At 39.4% G+C, this 17,190-nt stretch carries 12 protein-coding genes and 1 CRISPR repeat array; of the genes, 6 read left to right on the top strand and 6 right to left on the bottom strand.

The features are described from left to right. Window positions 1-57: 57 nt before the first annotated feature. A CRISPR array of direct repeats spans window positions 58-358; the repeat unit is 37 nt; unit sequence AGTTTTGGAACCATTCGAAACAACACAGCTCTAAAAC. Window positions 359-448: 90 nt separating this feature from the next. The 6 genes from csn2 to MK482_RS05905 form a co-directional block, all read right to left on the bottom strand. Beyond that, a complete protein-coding gene (csn2, locus tag MK482_RS05930; RefSeq protein ID WP_268718243.1) occupies window positions 449-1,111 on the bottom strand; it encodes a type II-A CRISPR-associated protein Csn2 in 663 nt (220 codons plus the stop codon). Then, window positions 1,101-1,445: a CRISPR-associated endonuclease Cas2 gene (gene cas2 / locus MK482_RS05925; protein WP_268718242.1), complete on the bottom strand. Its 345-nt coding sequence runs from the start codon at window positions 1,443-1,445 to the stop codon at window positions 1,101-1,103. The genes csn2 and cas2 overlap by 11 nt, the downstream gene beginning before the upstream one ends. After that, entirely contained in the window at window positions 1,442-2,308 is an 867-nt protein-coding gene (gene cas1, locus MK482_RS05920; protein WP_268718241.1) for a type II CRISPR-associated endonuclease Cas1, read from the bottom strand. Before cas1 ends, cas2 begins: the two co-directional genes overlap by 4 nt. Further along, window positions 2,308-6,444, bottom strand: a complete 4,137-nt coding sequence (gene cas9, locus MK482_RS05915) for a type II CRISPR RNA-guided endonuclease Cas9 (RefSeq protein WP_268718240.1) — start codon at window positions 6,442-6,444, stop codon at window positions 2,308-2,310. Before cas9 ends, cas1 begins: the two co-directional genes overlap by 1 nt. 504 nt (window positions 6,445-6,948) lie before the next feature. Further along, window positions 6,949-7,848 carry a UTP--glucose-1-phosphate uridylyltransferase GalU gene (galU, locus tag MK482_RS05910; RefSeq protein ID WP_268718239.1) on the bottom strand — a complete coding sequence of 300 codons (900 nt, stop codon included), beginning with the start codon at window positions 7,846-7,848 and terminating at the stop codon, window positions 6,949-6,951. Between the two features lie 21 nt (window positions 7,849-7,869). Further along, entirely contained in the window at window positions 7,870-8,886 is a 1,017-nt protein-coding gene (locus MK482_RS05905; protein WP_268718238.1) for an NAD(P)H-dependent glycerol-3-phosphate dehydrogenase, read from the bottom strand. Between the two features lie 204 nt (window positions 8,887-9,090). Here MK482_RS05905 and patA point away from each other — a divergent pair, with 204 nt between their 5' ends. The 6 genes from patA to MK482_RS05875 all read left to right on the top strand — a co-directional run bounded on the left by patA (window position 9,091) and on the right by MK482_RS05875 (window position 17,054). Beyond that, window positions 9,091-10,797 (top strand): multidrug efflux ABC transporter subunit PatA, encoded by a 1,707-nt coding sequence (gene patA / locus MK482_RS05900; RefSeq protein WP_268718237.1) that lies wholly within the window; start codon window positions 9,091-9,093, stop codon window positions 10,795-10,797. A gap of 1 nt (window position 10,798) precedes the next feature. After that, the gene (gene patB, locus MK482_RS05895) at window positions 10,799-12,565 is read left to right on the top strand and encodes a multidrug efflux ABC transporter subunit PatB (RefSeq protein WP_268718236.1); all 1,767 of its coding nucleotides are present in this window, start codon (window positions 10,799-10,801) and stop codon (window positions 12,563-12,565) included. Window positions 12,566-12,808: 243 nt separating this feature from the next. Next, entirely contained in the window at window positions 12,809-13,498 is a 690-nt protein-coding gene (locus MK482_RS05890; protein ID WP_001138351.1) for a gamma-glutamyl-gamma-aminobutyrate hydrolase family protein, read from the top strand. A 170-nt stretch (window positions 13,499-13,668) separates the two neighbouring features. Beyond that, window positions 13,669-15,018 carry a glucose-6-phosphate isomerase gene (locus tag MK482_RS05885; RefSeq protein WP_000018268.1) on the top strand — a complete coding sequence of 450 codons (1,350 nt, stop codon included), beginning with the start codon at window positions 13,669-13,671 and terminating at the stop codon, window positions 15,016-15,018. 127 nt (window positions 15,019-15,145) lie between these two features. Next, on the top strand, window positions 15,146-16,606 hold the full coding sequence (gene gltX, locus MK482_RS05880; protein WP_268718235.1) for a glutamate--tRNA ligase: 1,461 nt from the start codon (window positions 15,146-15,148) through the stop codon (window positions 16,604-16,606). Window positions 16,607-16,619: 13 nt separating this feature from the next. Beyond that, the gene (locus tag MK482_RS05875; RefSeq protein WP_268718234.1) at window positions 16,620-17,054 is read left to right on the top strand and encodes a cytidine deaminase family protein; all 435 of its coding nucleotides are present in this window, start codon (window positions 16,620-16,622) and stop codon (window positions 17,052-17,054) included. The last annotated feature ends 136 nt before the right edge of the window (window positions 17,055-17,190 follow it).

Genomic DNA, 17,190 nt, shown 5'->3' with positions numbered 1-17,190 from the left:
ACCATTCGAAACAACACAGCTCTAAAACGGGAACCAATTACTGAAGCCGAGTATGAAGGTTTTGGAACCATTCGAAACAACACAGCTCTAAAACTTAAGGTTTCAACAGCTACTTTTGAACGTTGTTTTGGAACCATTCGAAACAACACAGCTCTAAAACTTCATCTGATTGTATTTCTGTAAATAGTGAGTTTTGGAACCATTCGAAACAACACAGCTCTAAAACGCACCAGACAAAAAAACACTCAAAGAGTTAGTTTTGGAACCATTCGAAACAACACAGCTCTAAAACTATTTCCTGCTTCTCTGGTATTGTAGTGCAGTTTTGGAACCATTCGAAACAACACAGCTCTAAAACCTCGTAGAAAAAATTTCCTCACGAAATTTCGTAATCGCGCCATTCGTCCCAGCCAGACTTCAGCTCGTCAGGTTCCAATTGTTACTCTTATTATACCATATTTTCAGGGTTCAAGAAATAGTCTTGATCCAGCACAAACTGCGGAAAATCATAGACTTTTCGAGGTTCGACAAATAAAACCCTTAGTTGATTGAGTTGGATATACTCTATCAGATTTACTAACTCATCCTTTGATAGATAGGCGGATGCATTGATGAAAACAAGGAGTTTCTTTTTGGAAAGATATTTAAAAACCTGTATGATTTCAAGCATCTTTTCAAAAGGTGTATCGCTCAGAGTTTCAACTTTAACACCTAGTGCGTCAATTAATTCTAAAATAGTGATTTCATCGTACTCTAAGTCTAGTTCATTTTCTAAGCACTCAAATGCCAGCAATTCTGTAATCGTAGCAACCAATTTTTCAATCATAGACTTGACTTCAGGCTTATCATTGAGTTGATTTTCAAGGTCAGCATGTATCAGCTTAAGCATGGCAGGTGAGTTGAGATTGTAGCCTAAGACATCCGTTATCACTAGTAACTCAGCATCTTTCAGAGCTTTTAAATTCCTATCAAACAACTTCAACTCCTCATCATCAGTATATTGGTAGAACTGCTTGACGATAGTTGAAAAGATAAACTGGTCTTCCAACACTAAAAAAGTTGCATTTTCAATAGCTATCGGTTCATCTAATAGCGGGAAATTAATCTTCATCTCTAGGCTCCTCTCCCAGAAAGACCAAGCGAGAGTCGGAATTTGCTACGCTGGTATTTCGCTCACCATTTAAGTATATCATGCGAGAAAACTGCTTTTCTGTGACGGTTAAGAGAGTAATGTTTCCTTTTTTAGGATTATGAGTTTTGAGCCGCTCAATCATGGCATTATTAGCAGAATTATTGAGCAAAAGTTTGCTGTAGATGGAGAATTGGTGCATGATAAATCCCTCATCTATGAGGAACTTCCGAAATTTCCGATAGGCCTTACGTTCCTCTACAGTATCAACCGGCATATCAAACATTAAAATCATACGCATATATCGATAACTCATATCCTAAACTCAGGAACTCCTTTCTCTGGTTGATTGAGGGATTGAATAACTTTCTTAGTATAGTCGCTGACGATATTCGTCAGATACATATCTTTACCATTGTAGTTAAAGGTATCTGAGAAAATAGTAAAAAGTTCTCGTTTGATTTTGACAAACGAACTACTTCGATTCTCATATACGATTTTGTCAATAATCGGACGAAAAGGTTCCATAATATCGCTAGCTAAGTTAAATTGATTGAACTGATTGGTATGTTTTAAACCAAATTGTGTCATACAGCCAGACAAAACAATCTCACGCGCAAACATACTCAAAATCAAGGTGTATCCGTAGTCTAAGGCGGCATTGACATCAGTATCCTGCTCACGACTAAAATCATTCCCAAACAAGGTGTTGAAATAAATACGAGCCGCATGTCCTTCACGGTTGCTCGGATCAAATAGATCTAAACCATGATAAAGATCAATGACTGACTGACTCTTTTCTAAAAAACCACAACTTCCCAGATAAAAAGCCTGATTGAGAATTTTTTGTGCAATAATTGTAGTCCAAACTTGTGCCTTATCCTCCTCTCTCCATGTTATTTGGCGAGAGAGTTGCAAGCTGGAATCGTGTCGACCATAATAGGGCATTAAGTATGCCGTTGGCAAGCGTTTATCATCACAAAAGATGACCAGAATATTTTCATCTACCAAGCGTTTGATTAGCATAGTGGAGAGAACGATATCCGTCGTCTCCAAAAGCAGGATGTCCACCTCGGATAGGTGGATCAACTCTGTCCGAGAGGCATCTTTAAAAATCAAGTGGTTGTTCTTGTAGGAGAGTTTAGAGTGCGTATTGACTATAACGGTTCTCCATCCCATCAGTCTTCTCCCAGTTTGCTTAAGTCAATCCGAGTCTCGTAGAGACCAGTGATGGATTGGTGGATGAGGGTGGTATCTAAAAATTGTGAATTTGGCTTATATCTTACACTTGATTGACTAATTTCAACACCAAGGAATTTAAAGGCTCCAGGAGCTCCAAATGAGGTGAGTTTCAAGAGCGAGATAAAGGATTCGCTTAACTGATAAATATCGTTATCGGCTTGCTCAAATGCTTGGTGTAATAATGACTCAACATTTGGTTTTTGGATGTATTTTTTAGATAAAGAAATGATTGTTGTTAGTAATTCTTTAAATTCATTTTGATGTGCTTCTACATACTGTTTATGAATTGGTTCACTAAATTTATTAATTCGCTGTGCGTGGTAAAGCAAAGCAGTGAAATGGTAAGGTAAAATCAATTCGTTACCTTTTTGCAACTCAATAGAGCTTGCTAATAATCTTCGTTGTCCACCATTGAACTCAAAGAGACTATACTTAGGTAGTTTTATAATAAGATTAGGATTGATATTTTTATATCCACATTCTTCAAGGTAGGCGATTGGATTTGCTTCAAATTTCTTTTTATCTTGAATGGTTATTCCAACCATCTCTTTGATTCTCTTTAATTTTTTAGTCTTTCCTTTTTCAATATCTGCTATAACAAGAACTGAATAAGCGATTGTAGGTCTTGCATAGCCACCATATTTTTCAGGTGATAAACCAGATTTGATAGGGATTAGTTTACTTGCGTCAACTACTTTTTTCTTGGACACAATATTGTTATCAAACAGACCACCATTTTGTCCAACGGTTTGTTCTTCTGTCTTCTTCACAATATTAACCTGCGGAAGTGATAGAACTTTTTTGATTATTGCGAAATCTTTTTCCTTATTCCAAGCGATTTCTCCAGTATCTTTGGAGTATTCGATATTTTCTCTTCTTACAATGGTTCCGTCTGCGTAATGTACCTCTTCTTTAAAGAAGTTCAACAGGTTTGAGTATAAGAAATACTTTTCAGTTGCTTTTTCAACTTCTTTAGGATCTTTGGATCTTGAGATGTAGCGCTTAAGATCGTACTTTTGATAGTCACCATAGACGAATTCAGGCTCTAGTTTAGGATATTTCTTAAGGATAGCCTTAGCCACTACTGCATTTAAGTAGGCATCATGCGCGTGGTGGTAGTCATTGATTTCCCGCACCTTGTATAACTCAAATTCTTTACGGAAGTTGGAAACAAGATTGGATTTTAAAGTGATGATTTTGACGGTACGGATTTTTTGCTTCTTCTCATTCACTTTTGTATTGAAGCGGGCATCTAAAATCTGTGCAACATGTTTTGTGATCTGTCGTGTTTCAACTAACTGACGTTTGATAAAGCCAACTTTATCAAGCTCATTTAGCCCGCCTCGCTCTCGCTCTGCTTTGGTTAGATTATTAAATTTACGTTCTGAAATCAATTTAGAATCCAATAACTGTTGCCAAAAAGCTTTCATCTTTTCAACTACTTCAAGACTAGGAACATTATCGGATTTCCCACGATTATCCTTTGAACTAGTCAAGACACGGTTATCAAGAGAATCATCCTTGATAAAGGCCTGTGGGATGATGTGGTCGATGTCATAGTTACTTAGTTGGTTGATTTCAAGAGGTTTCCCAGTATACATATCCCTCCCATTTTGGAGATAGTAGAGAAAGAGACGGTCGTTTTGGAGTTGAACATTATCTGTTGGATTTTCTTTTAGTATGTTTGAATCAAGTCCAGAAGCTAAATTTTTTAATGAATCTTCAATGCGCTTATATCTCTGTTGGGAATTCTTTTTCCCTCTGGCAGTAGTCTGATTTTCTCGTGCCATTTCAATCACAATGGACTCGGGAGCATGGCCCATAACTTTGACAAGTTCATCAACGATCTTGATACTTTGCAAAATTCCCTTTTTAATGGCAGGGCTTCCTGGAAGTTCTTGGACAACTTGCTTCACATCATCTGTCTTACCAACCACTTGTGCTTTTTTGATAATTTCCTTGAAAGAAAGTCCATCATCATTGATTAATTGCATAAAGTTACGGTTTATCTCACCGTCATCAATCAGGTAGTCAAGAATTGTATTCCCTGTTTCTTTATCACAGATACCGTTTATAAGCTTGGCAGATAATTTTCCCCAACCAGTATAATGTCGACGAGTCAGTGCCTTGATCACTTTTTCATCAAAGATAGAAGCATATTGAGCAAGGCGTTGCTTAATCATCTCACGATCTTCGAAGATTGTCAGAGTGTGAACGATATTTTCAAGAATTGCTTCATTTGTATCATCATCCATAAACTCTTTATCCTTGATAATTTTGAGTAAATCATGATAAGTAGAAAGACTAGCGTTAAATTGTTTTTCAATTCCTTTTAGTTCAATTCCATCGTAGCCATCAACATTGTGTAGATAATGAATGATGTCTTTTTCAGTTACTTTTCTTTTCTCTTTGAATAGTTGATTGACAATTTGCTTCTTCTGCCCACTATCAAGGAATTGATAGTCTCTCAATCCTTCTGCAATAAATTTTACTTTTGTTAATTCATTATAGACAGCAAATCTTTCATACAAGAGACTATGCTTAGGCAAAACTTTTTCTTCTGGGAGATACAAATCATAGTTAGTCATCTTATTGATGAAGTCTTCTGCAGAGCTTGCTTGATCAACAATTTCTTCAAAATTCCAAGGTCTGATTGCTTGGTCAGAATTTCGAGTAAGCCAAGCAAAATCACGATTGCCACGAGCCAATGGGCCAACGTAGTATGGAATGCGGAAGGTCAAGATTTTCTCAATCTTTTCTCTGTTTTCATTCAAAAATGGATAATGTTCTCCTTGACGACGGAGAATGGCATTCATCTCTTGAAGATGAATTTGGTGAGGAATAGAACCATTATCAAAGGTGCGTTGTTTTCTCAAAAAATCTTCACGTTCAATTTTATCAAGGAAATAATCTGCTCCTTCGAATTTAGAGAGAAGATTTTTGATATATTTGTAAAATGCTTCTTGAGTGGTTTTGCCATTGATATACCCAGCATACCCATCTTTAGATTGGTCAGAGAAAACTTCATCATATTTTTCTTGAAGATTGTTTTGGATGAATTGTTTTAAAGCCGCTAAGTCTTTTTGGTGGTTTTCATAGCGCTCAATCATAGATGCTGAAAGTGGAGCCTTGGTTGAAAGATCTTTAACAGTTAAGATACCTGATAGAAGAATGGCATCATAGAGTTTTTTAGCAACTAGAAAAAGATCTGCAAAGTCATCTCCAATTTGTCCGAGCAGGTTTTCTAAATCCTCATCATAGGTATCCTTAGAGAATTGTAGTGGGGCTTTTTCTTCCAAGTCAAAATGTTTTTTAAAATCGGCTTGATTTCCTACAATCAACTTGAGAAATTCTGAAAAGAGACCAGTGGATTTTTCATCAGGAAATAGTTTTAGAACGCGTTCTCTCTTGGCAGATTTACTAATTTTATCTGTAAAAATTGCTTCTACTTGTGCGTTTTGTCCGATAAGTGAACTTCCTTCAAAGGTGTTGTCGTAAATGCTTATAAACTCGCTAAAGATTTTTTGGATATCATTGTTTTTAATATCGAAAGATTCTTCATACAAAAAATGTCCGCGGTATTTAATCATATGAGCTAATGCTAGATAGATCAAGCGCAAGTCAGTTTTTTCTTTTGAGTCCGCCAGGTGTTTTTTCAAATGATAGATAGTTGGAAATTTCTTGTGATATTCTTTTTCTTCTACTAAGGTAGCAAAAATAGGGTATTTACTTCCTCTTTTATCCTCAGGAACTAAAAAGGAGTCATCTAATCGACGAAAGAAACTACTATCCACTTTGCTCATTTCCTTAGAAAAGATTTCTTGAAGATAGCGAAGACGATTTTTTCGACGAGTATAGCGACGGCGTGCTGTTCGTTTGAGACGTCTATCTTCAGCAGTAGTTCCTTCATCAAATAATAAAGCTCCAATTAGATTTTTCTTGATAAAGTGTTTATCAGTATTGCCTAGAACTTTCATCTTTTTCGATGGCACCTTATAATCATCCGTAATGACGGCCCAGCCGACGCTGTTTGTTCCGATATCAAGTCCGATAGAGTAAGGTTTGTTGCTCATTTAGGTTCCTCCTTTGGGTTATACTCTTTAAGTTCTTATTAGTAAACGCTAATATATTAACTTTAGCTAAATTATATATCTTTTGACTATTAAAATCAAGAAATTGTAAAACGTTTTCAATGTGTAAGTTTTTAATCTTATAAAATGAAGTGTTATTCTATTTTTATAACAATTTATTCTTGCAATTTTTAATAAAAAAGTATACAATAAAAGTGTTGGAACTATTCGAAACAACACAGCAAGTTAAAATAAGGCTTTGTCCGTACACAACTTGAAACAGTGCGCACCGATTCGGTGCTTTTTATTTTATTATACAAACTTATTGTGGCCGCATTTTTGTTAAAAAACAAATAATATCGTTGTACTTTCATAAAATATAAGTAGAGTAAGTAAGAAATACAGATTTCTTTTTAGATTATGGATGTTCTAAAGAATAGCAATATAAAATAAAAAGAACTGGGATAATTAACTATCCTAGTTCTTATTTTTACATGGAATATTCTTCTATTCCCCCTCAGATAACTCTTTCCCTAATTGGATGATGTAATCTTTCAAGTCATCTTTGACTTGTGGGTGCTTGAGGGCGTAGTCAATAGATGTTTTCATAAAGCCAAACTTATCCCCAACGTCGTAACGAGCTCCTGTGAATTCGCGGGCGAAAACACGTTGTGTTTTATTAAGTGTATCAATAGCGTCGGTAAGTTGGATTTCATTTCCAGCACCGGGAGCTTGATTTTCGAGGATTTCAAAAATTTCTGGTGTGAGCAGATAGCGTCCGATAATTGCCAAATCACTTGGAGCATCTTCTGGAGCCGGTTTTTCAACGAAAGTTTCGACACTGTAGAGACCATTAATCCCTTCACCCTGAGGAGCTATAACTCCATATGCTGAAACTTCTTCATGAGGGACAGGCATAACAGCAATTGTTGATGCGTGAGTCGACTCGTAATCATTCATCAATTGTTTTGTCAAAGGTACAGCGTTGTCATCTGTGATATCCATTAGGTCGTCACCCAGCATGACAACGAAGGGCTCATTCCCTACAAAAGCTTTGGCTTGTAAGACAGCATCTCCCAGACCACGAGGATGGCTTTGACGGATAAAGTGAAGGCGAATGCCAGTTGTTTCGTCTACCAATTTTAGCAAGTCATGTTTGCCTTTTTCTTTGAGGTTGTACTCAAGCTCAAAGTTTGAGTCAAAGTGGTCTTCAATAGAACGTTTTGATTTACCAGTGACAACCAGAATATCTTCAATACCTGATTTAAGAGCTTCTTCTACGATAAATTGGATAGTTGGTTTGTCTACAATTGGCAACATTTCTTTAGCAAGTGCTTTGGTTGCTGGTAAAAATCGAGTCCCGAGTCCAGCGGCAGGGATGACTGCCTTTCTAACTTTTGATGTCATAAGAATCCTTTCTCTAGAGGGTTAAGACCACTCATTTTCTGCTTTAAATTCATTGTTCATGATGTCATAAATGGCATCTTTGATATTGGTTCCGTGGTAGATAACTTGGTAAATGGCCTGTGTAATGGGCATATAGACTCCAAGTTCTTGCGCTAGTTCATAGGCTGCTCGAGTTGTTGAGATTCCTTCAATCACCATGCCCATATTGGCTTCGATATCAGCTAGGGATTCTCCACGACCAAGAGCATCTCCGGCTCTCCAGTTACGAGAGTGGATGGAGGTTCCCGTTACGATTAAGTCTCCTACACCAGACAAGCCACTATAGGTCAATGGACTGGCTCCGAGTGCTACCCCTAGGCGGGTAATTTCTGCCAAGCCTCGAGCGATGATGGCTGCCTTGGCATTGTCTCCAAACCCAAGACCGTGTAAGGCTCCAGCACCGACAGCGATAATGTTTTTAAGAGCACCAGCAGTTTCAACTCCGATAACATCCGTATTAGTATAAAGTCGGAAGTAGTGATTACTAAAGAGTTCTTGAACGTATTGAGCTGTTTGTAAGTCTTTAGAAGCAGCAGTGATTAAAGTCAGGTCACGCACAATGGTCTCTTCTGCATGACTAGGTCCTGAAACAACGACAATATCACTGCGGAGATGTTCAGGAATTTCTTCTTCAAGAATGGTTGATAATCGTTTATGGCTATCAGGTTCTAATCCCTTTGATGCGTGCATGATAATAGCCTTATGGTCCAAGGTTTTTGCAACTTGTTGGGCAACAAGTCGTGTCACTTTTGTTGGGACAACAAACAAAAGTGCATCTACATCTTTCAGTGCCTCTGATAAGTCGGTGTAGGCAATGATATTTTCATCTAGAACGACATCTTTAAAGTAGTGTTTGTTAGTATGATTGGTATTAATTTCATTGATTTGCTCGGACAGATTTCCCCAAATACGTACCTCGTGTCCATTGTCATTTAAGACTTGTGAAAGGGCAGTTCCCCAAGAACCAGGCCCCAAGACGGCGATGGTTTGTTTTTCCATATTCCCCTCCTTTATAACCTTCTTTTTACTATTTTACCATAAAAACCTTTATCATGCATTACTGTAGATGAAAGCGCACTAATTTGTATCAAGGAGACTTCTTTGACAAGTTCCCACTTTTTTGCTAGAATAACATCACACAAACAGAATGAGAAGGAGCTGACACATTGTCGCTCCCTTTTGTCTATTTTTTAAGGAGAAAGTATGCTGATTCAGAAAATAAAAACCTACAAGTGGCGGGCCTTGGCTTCGCTCCTGATGACAGGCTTGATGGTTGCTAGTTCACTTTTGCAACCGCGTTATCTGCAGGAAGTGTTAGACGCCCTCCTTGCTGGGAAATATGAAGCTATTTATAGTATTGGGGCTTGGTTGATTGGTGTGGTCGTGGTCGGTCTGGTTGCTGGTGGCCTCAATGTTGTCCTTGCAGCCTATATTGCCCAAGGAGTTTCATCCGACCTTCGAGAGGATGCCTTCCGTAAAATCCAAACCTTTTCTTATGCCAATATTGAACAATTTAATGCGGGAAATCTAGTCGTTCGAATGACAAATGATATCAACCAGATTCAGAACGTGGTCATGATGACCTTTCAAATTCTTTTCAGACTTCCCCTCTTGTTCATCGGTTCGTTTATCCTGGCGGTTCAAACCTTACCTTCTCTGTGGTGGGTGATTGTTCTCATGGTAGTCTTGATTTTTGGTTTGACTGCTGTCATGATGGGAATGATGGGACCTCGTTTTGCCAAGTTTCAAACCCTTCTTGAACGCATCAATGCCATTGCCAAGGAAAATCTGCGGGGTGTTCGAGTGGTCAAGTCCTTTGTCCAAGAAAAAGAGCAGTTTGCTAAGTTTACGGAGGTTTCAGACGAGCTACTCGGTCAAAATCTTTACATCGGTTATGCCTTTTCAGTAGTGGAACCTTTTATGATGTTGGTCGGTTATGGGGCGGTATTCCTCTCTATTTGGCTAGTTGCAGGGATGGTTCAGTCGGATCCGTCAGTTGTTGGCTCCATTGCTTCCTTTGTCAATTACCTAAGCCAGATTATCTTTACCATTGTCATGGTTGGATTTTTGGGAAATTCTGTCAGTCGTGCCATGATTTCTATGCGTCGTATTCGAGAAATTTTGGATGCAGAGCCAGCCATGACCTTCAAGGATGTCCCAGATGAAGAGTTGGTCGGCAGTCTTAGCTTTGAAAATGTGACCTTTACCTATCCAATGGATAAGGAACCGATGCTGAAAGATGTGAGCTTTACTATTGAACCTGGTCAGATGGTTGGTGTCGTTGGAGCGACTGGTGCAGGAAAATCAACCTTGGCTCAATTGATTCCACGTCTCTTTGACCCACAGGAAGGGGCTATCAAAATCGGAGGTAAGGATATTCGAGAAGTGAGTGAAGGGACCCTGCGTAAAACAGTTTCTATCGTTCTCCAACGTGCCATTCTCTTTAGTGGAACGATTGCAGATAACTTGAGACAGGGTAAGGGTGATGCCACTCTATTTGAAATGGAGCGAGCAGCCAACATTGCCCAAGCTAGTGAATTCATTCATCGTATGGAGAAAACCTTTGAAAGTCCAGTTGAGGAACGGGGAACCAACTTCTCTGGTGGGCAAAAGCAAAGGATGTCGATTGCGCGTGGGATTGTCAGCAATCCACGTATTCTGATTTTTGACGATTCGACCTCGGCCTTGGATGCCAAGTCAGAGCGTCTAGTGCAAGAAGCCTTGAATAAGGACTTGAAGGGAACAACAACCATTATCATCGCGCAAAAGATTAGCTCGGTTGTTCATGCAGATAAAATCTTGGTTCTAGATCAAGGACGATTGATTGGTCAAGGTACGCATGCAGACTTGGTTGCCAACAATGCCGTTTACCGTGAAATCTACGAAACACAGAAAGGAAAGGAGGAGTAAAATGAAGACAGTTCAATTTTTTTGGAATTATTTTAAAGTCTATAAGCTATCATTTGTAGTTGTTATCCTGATGATTGTTCTAGCAACTCTTGCCCAAGCCCTCTTTCCGGTATTTTCTGGACAAGCGGTGACGCAGTTAGCCAATTTAGTTCAAGCTTATCAAAATGGCGATCCAGAACTTGTTTGGCAAAGCCTATCAGGAATCATGGTCAATCTTGGCCTGCTAGTTTTGGTTCTCTTTATCTCCAGTGTCATATACATGTGTCTCATGACGCGCGTGATTGCAGAATCTACCAATGAGATGCGCAAAGGCCTCTTCGGTAAGCTTGCTCGCTTGACGGTTTCTTTCTTTGACCGCCGACAAGATGGCGATATCTTATCTCGTTTTACCAGTGATTTGGATAATATCCTCCAAGCCTTTAACGAAAGCTTGATTCAGGTCATGAGCAACATCGTTCTATACATTGGTCTGATTCTTGTCATGTTTTCGAGAAATGTGACGCTGGCCCTTATCACTATTGCCAGCACACCAGTGGCCTTCCTTATGCTGATTTTTATTGTAAAAATGGCACGCAAATACACCAACCTCCAGCAAAAAGAGGTAGGGAACCTCAACGCCTATATGGACGAGAGTATTTCAGGCCAAAAAGCCGTGATTGTGCAAGGAATTCAAGAGGATATGATGGCAGGATTTCTTGAACAAAATGAGCGCGTGCGCAAGGCGACCTTTAAAGGAAGAATGTTCTCAGGAATTCTTTTCCCTGTCATGAATGGCATGAGTCTGGTTAATACAGCCATCGTCATCTTTGCTGGTTCAGCTGTACTTTTGAATGATAAGTCTATTGAAACAAGCACAGCTCTAGGTTTGATTGTGATGTTTGCCCAATTTTCACAGCAGTACTACCAGCCTATTATCCAAGTTGCAGCTAGTTGGGGGAGTCTTCAGTTGGCCTTTACAGGTGCTGAACGGATTCAGGAAATGTTTGACGCAGAGGAAGAAATCCGACCTGAAAAGGCTCCAATCTTCACTAAGTTGCAAGAAGGTGTTGAAATTAGTCATATTGATTTTTCATACTTGCCTGATAAACCCATTTTGAAAGATGTCAGCATTTCTGCCCCTAAAGGCCAGATGACAGCAGTTGTTGGTCCGACAGGATCAGGGAAAACGACTATTATGAACCTCATCAATCGCTTCTATGATGTTGATGCTGGTGGTATTTATTTTGATGGGAAAGATATTCGTGACTATGATTTAGATAGTCTCAGAAGTAAGGTGGGAATTGTTTTGCAAGATTCGGTCTTGTTTAGTGGAACGATTCGAGACAATATCCGTTTCGGTGTGCCAGATGCTAGTCAAGAAATGGTTGAGGCAGCAGCCAAGGCAACCCACATTCATGACTATATCGAAAGCTTACCTGATAAGTACGATACTCTTATAGATGATGACCAGAGCATCTTCTCAACAGGACAGAAGCAATTGATTTCTATCGCTCGAACTCTGATGACAGATCCAGAAGTTCTCATTCTCGATGAAGCAACTTCAAACGTAGATACAGTGACAGAAAGCAAGATTCAGCATGCCATGGAGGCGGTTGTAGCAGGAAGAACAAGTTTCGTTATTGCCCACCGCTTGAAAACCATTCTCAATGCAGACCAGATTATTGTGCTTAAAGATGGAGAAGTCATTGAACGCGGTAACCACCATGAACTCTTGAAACTAGGTGGCTTCTATTCAGAACTTTATCACAATCAATTTGTCTTTGAATAAGAAAGAAGTTGTCCTATGTGGGCAGCTTTTTCTTGTTCATAAGAAATATTTATCACGGACTTAAAAAAAACATATTAGACGAAAGGCATTTTGAGTGATATGATAGGACTATCGTTATACTCAATGAAAATCAAAGAGTAAACTAGGAAGCTAGCCGCAAGCTGTACTTGAGTACGGTAAGGCGACGCTGACGTGGTTTGAAGAGATTTTCGAAGAGTATTAACATTCGAAAGGAGAGACATCATGCCTAGAACGGTTGTAGGAGTTGCTGCAAATCTATGTCCCGTAGACGCAGAAGGCAAAAATATTCATTCATCTGTATCTTGTAGATTCGCAGAGAGCATTCGTCAAGTCGGTGGTCTCCCTTTAGTCATTCCTGTTGGTGATGAGTCAGTTGTACGCGATTATGTAGAAATGATTGATAAATTGATTTTGACAGGCGGTCAAAATGTCCATCCTCAGTTTTATGGAGAGAAAAAGACCATCGAGAGCGATGATTACAATCTGGTCCGTGATGAATTTGAATTGGCCCTCTTGAAAGAAGCGCTTCGTCAGAATAAACCAATTATGGCAATCTGTCGCGGTGTCCAACTTGTCAATGTTGCCTTTGGGGGAACCCTTAATCAAGAAATCGAAGGTCACTGGCAAGGACTGCCTTTCGGAACATCTCACTCTATTGAGACAGTAGAAGGAAGCGTGGTGGCTAAGCTATTTGGAAAAGAAAGTCAGGTTAACTCTGTCCATCGTCAAAGCATTAAAGATTTGGCACCTAATTTCCGTGTAACCGCTATTGATCCAAGAGACCAGACCATCGAAGCGATTGAGTCTATCGACGAACACCGCATTATCGGTTTGCAGTGGCATCCAGAGTTTCTAGTTAATGAAGAAGATGGCAATTTAGAACTATTTGAGTATTTATTGAATGAACTGTAACGACTGGAACATCTGGTCGTTCTTTCTTTTATTTTTTCAAAATTTTTGGAATGTGGGATTTTTACGCAAACGTTTGAATTCTGATAAAAATTGGAGAAATTCGACAAAAAAACTTGAAAAAAACGAAGGTAAGCGTTATGATAGAAAAGAAGAAATATTGGAGGAATAACATGTCACATATTAAATTTGATTATTCAAAAGTCTTAGATAAATTTGTTGCACCACATGAAGTGGAATACATGCAATCACAAGTAACAGCAGCAGATGAATTGATCCGTAAAGGAACTGGTGCTGGTAGCGACTTCTTGGGATGGTTGGACCTTCCTGAAAACTACGACCGCGAAGAATTTGACCGCATCTTGAAAGCTGCTGAGCAAATCAAGTCAGACAGCGATGTTTTGGTTGTTATCGGTATCGGTGGATCTTACCTTGGTGCTAAAGCAGCAATCGACTTCTTGAACCACCACTTTGCGAACTTGCAAACAAAAGAAGAACGTAAGGCTCCACAAATCCTTTACGCAGGAAACTCAATCTCATCTACTTACCTTGCTGACTTGGTAGAGTACGTAGCTGATAAAGACTTCTCAGTAAACGTGATTTCTAAATCAGGTACAACAACTGAACCAGCTATTGCTTTCCGTGTCTTCAAAGAACTTTTGGTTAAGAAATACGGTCAAGAAGAAGCAAACAAACGTATCTATGCAACAACTGACCGCCAAAAAGGTGCTGTTAAGGTTGAAGCAGACGCTAACGGTTGGGAAACATTTGTTGTTCCAGATGATATCGGTGGACGCTTCTCAGTATTGACAGCCGTTGGTTTGCTTCCAATCGCAGCATCAGGAGCTGACATCAAAGCCCTTATGGAAGGTGCGAATGCAGCTCGCAAAGACTATACTTCAGATAAAATCTCTGAAAACGAAGCTTACCAATACGCAGCAGTTCGTAACATCCTTTACCGTAAAGGTTATGCAACTGAGATCTTGGTAAACTATGAGCCATCACTTCAATACTTCTCAGAGTGGTGGAAACAATTGGCTGGTGAATCAGAAGGAAAAGACCAAAAAGGTATCTACCCAACTTCAGCCAATTTCTCAACTGACTTGCACTCACTTGGTCAATTTATCCAAGAAGGAACTCGTATCATGTTTGAAACAGTTGTCCGTGTTGACAAACCTCGTAAAAATGTGATTATCCCTAGCTTGGAAGAAGACCTTGATGGACTTGGTTACCTTCAAGGAAAAGACGTTGACTTTGTAAACAAAAAAGCGACTGATGGTGTTCTTCTTGCCCACACAGATGGTGACGTACCAAACATGTACGTGACCCTTCCAGAGCAAGATGCCTTCACTCTTGGTTACACTATCTACTTCTTCGAATTGGCTATCGCTCTTTCAGGTTACTTGAATGCTATCAACCCATTTGACCAACCAGGTGTTGAAGCTTACAAACGTAACATGTTTGCCCTTCTTGGAAAACCAGGATTTGAAGAATTGAGCAAAGAACTTAACGCACGTCTATAATAGAAGAAAAGAGTGGTTTGTCCACTCTTTTTACTCTCTTTATCCATAGAAATTGGACTCAGCCAAGACTTGTGATATAATATAGAGAGCAAAAAGGCAGATGCCTAGAGACTTTATAGGAGAAACTATGTCAAAAGATATCCGCGTACGTTACGCACCAAGTCCAACAGGACTACTACACATCGGGAATGCCCGTACAGCATTGTTCAACTACCTTTACGCACGTCATCATGGTGGAACTTTTATCATTCGTATCGAAGATACTGACCGTAAACGTCATGTCGAGGATGGTGAACGTTCACAGCTTGAAAACCTTCGCTGGTTAGGTATGGATTGGGATGAAAGCCCAGAAACACATGAAAATTACCGCCAGTCTGAGCGTTTGGACTTGTATCAAAAATACATCGACCAACTGTTAGCTGAAGGAAAAGCCTATAAATCTTACGTTACAGAAGAAGAGTTGGCAGCTGAACGCGAACGCCAAGAAGCAGCTGGTGAAACACCACGCTACATCAATGAATACCTTGGTATGAGTGAAGAAGAAAAAGCAGCTTACATCGCAGAACGCGAAGCAGCAGGAATTATCCCCACTGTTCGCTTGGCTGTCAATGAGTCAGGTATCTACAAGTGGCATGATATGGTCAAAGGTGATATCGAATTTGAAGGTGGCAATATCGGTGGTGACTGGGTTATCCAAAAGAAAGATGGTTACCCAACTTACAACTTTGCCGTTGTCATCGATGACTATGATATGCAAATCTCCCATGTTATCCGTGGGGATGACCACATTGCTAATACACCAAAACAGCTTATGGTCTATGAAGCCCTTGGTTGGGAAGCTCCAGAGTTTGGTCACATGACCTTGATTATCAACTCTGAAACTGGGAAAAAATTGTCTAAACGCGATACCAACACCCTTCAGTTTATCGAAGACTACCGTAAAAAAGGTTATTTACCAGAAGCAGTCTTTAACTTTATTGCTCTTCTTGGTTGGAACCCAGGTGGCGAAGATGAAATCTTCTCTCGTGAAGAACTCATTAAACTTTTCGATGAAAACCGCCTGAGCAAGTCTCCAGCAGCCTTTGACCAGAAAAAACTCGACTGGATGAGCAATGATTATATCAAGAATGCAGACCTAGAAACTATCTTTGAAATGGCAAAACCATTTTTAGAGGAAGCAGGCCGTTTAACTGACAAGGCTGAAAAATTAGTTGAGCTCTATAAACCACAAATGAAATCAGTAGATGAGATTATCCCATTGACAAATCTCTTCTTCTCAGATTTCCCAGAATTGACAGAAGCAGAACGCGAAGTCATGGCGGGGGAAACAGTCCCAACAGTTCTTGAAGCCTTCAAAGCAAAACTTGAGGCGATGACAGATGATGAATTTGTAACAGAGAATATCTTCCCACAAATCAAAGCTGTTCAAAAAGAAACAGGTATTAAAGGGAAAAATCTTTTCATGCCTATTCGTATCGCTGTTTCAGGTGAAATGCATGGACCAGAATTACCAGATACGATCTTCTTGTTAGGTCGCGAAAAATCAATCCAACATATCGAAAACATGCTAAAAGAAATCTCTAAATAAAAAGGATGCAACAATGGACATCTGGGAAAAGATGTACGAAGAAGCACAGAAACTATACAATCCACATGAAGTATCTGATTTTGTTTATGCGAATCATGTTGTAGCTGCAGTAGAAGCAGAAGATGGACAAATATTTACAGGATTCTGTATGGAGGGAACCTGTGGTGTTTTCCATCTCTGCGCAGAGCGGGTAGCACTCTTTAATATGTATCAATTCTCAGGACAAACTAAGGTTAAGAAAATATTAGCCTTTCGAGATAAACCACCTTATGGTGGAAGTTCCGGTATGCCTTGTGGCGCTTGCAGAGAATTCCTCTTGGAGTTGAACACTGAAAATAAGGATGCAGAATTTATGATGGACTACGATACAAGAAAGACGGTGAAAGTCGCAGAACTAATCCCCTATTGGTGGGGAGAAGAACGTGCTTCTAAGTTTAATAATCAATAGAAGAGTCAGTATAATTCTGGCTCTTTTTACTTAATTTGAAAAAAACAGAAAAAAGTAGTTGACAAAGTTAGAAAAGTGGGTATAATAGTAAGAGTTGAAAATAACAGCTCTGGTCCGTTGGTCAAGGGGTTAAGAC

This window comes from Streptococcus mitis (genome assembly GCF_026782865.1).
GTDB lineage: Bacteria > Bacillota > Bacilli > Lactobacillales > Streptococcaceae > Streptococcus > Streptococcus mitis_CG.
The sequence above is the reverse complement of the archived record's forward strand: the minus strand, read 5'-3'. Positions and strand labels throughout refer to the sequence as shown.

Bases quoted from the DNA above. Each gene is read 5' to 3' on its own strand.
- csn2 (WP_268718243.1), bottom strand. From the start codon at position 1,111: ATGAAGATTAATTTCCCGCTATTAGATGAACCGATAGCTATTGAAAAT.
- cas2 (WP_268718242.1), bottom strand. From the start codon at position 1,445: ATGAGTTATCGATATATGCGTATGATTTTAATGTTTGATATGCCGGTT.
- cas1 (WP_268718241.1), bottom strand. From the start codon at position 2,308: ATGGGATGGAGAACCGTTATAGTCAATACGCACTCTAAACTCTCCTAC.
- cas9 (WP_268718240.1), bottom strand. From the start codon at position 6,444: ATGAGCAACAAACCTTACTCTATCGGACTTGATATCGGAACAAACAGC.
- galU (WP_268718239.1), bottom strand. From the start codon at position 7,848: ATGACATCAAAAGTTAGAAAGGCAGTCATCCCTGCCGCTGGACTCGGG.
- MK482_RS05905 (WP_268718238.1), bottom strand. From the start codon at position 8,886: ATGGAAAAACAAACCATCGCCGTCTTGGGGCCTGGTTCTTGGGGAACT.
- patA (WP_268718237.1), top strand. From the start codon at position 9,091: ATGCTGATTCAGAAAATAAAAACCTACAAGTGGCGGGCCTTGGCTTCG.
- patB (WP_268718236.1), top strand. From the start codon at position 10,799: ATGAAGACAGTTCAATTTTTTTGGAATTATTTTAAAGTCTATAAGCTA.
- MK482_RS05890 (WP_001138351.1), top strand. From the start codon at position 12,809: ATGCCTAGAACGGTTGTAGGAGTTGCTGCAAATCTATGTCCCGTAGAC.
- MK482_RS05885 (WP_000018268.1), top strand. From the start codon at position 13,669: ATGTCACATATTAAATTTGATTATTCAAAAGTCTTAGATAAATTTGTT.
- gltX (WP_268718235.1), top strand. From the start codon at position 15,146: ATGTCAAAAGATATCCGCGTACGTTACGCACCAAGTCCAACAGGACTA.
- MK482_RS05875 (WP_268718234.1), top strand. From the start codon at position 16,620: ATGGACATCTGGGAAAAGATGTACGAAGAAGCACAGAAACTATACAAT.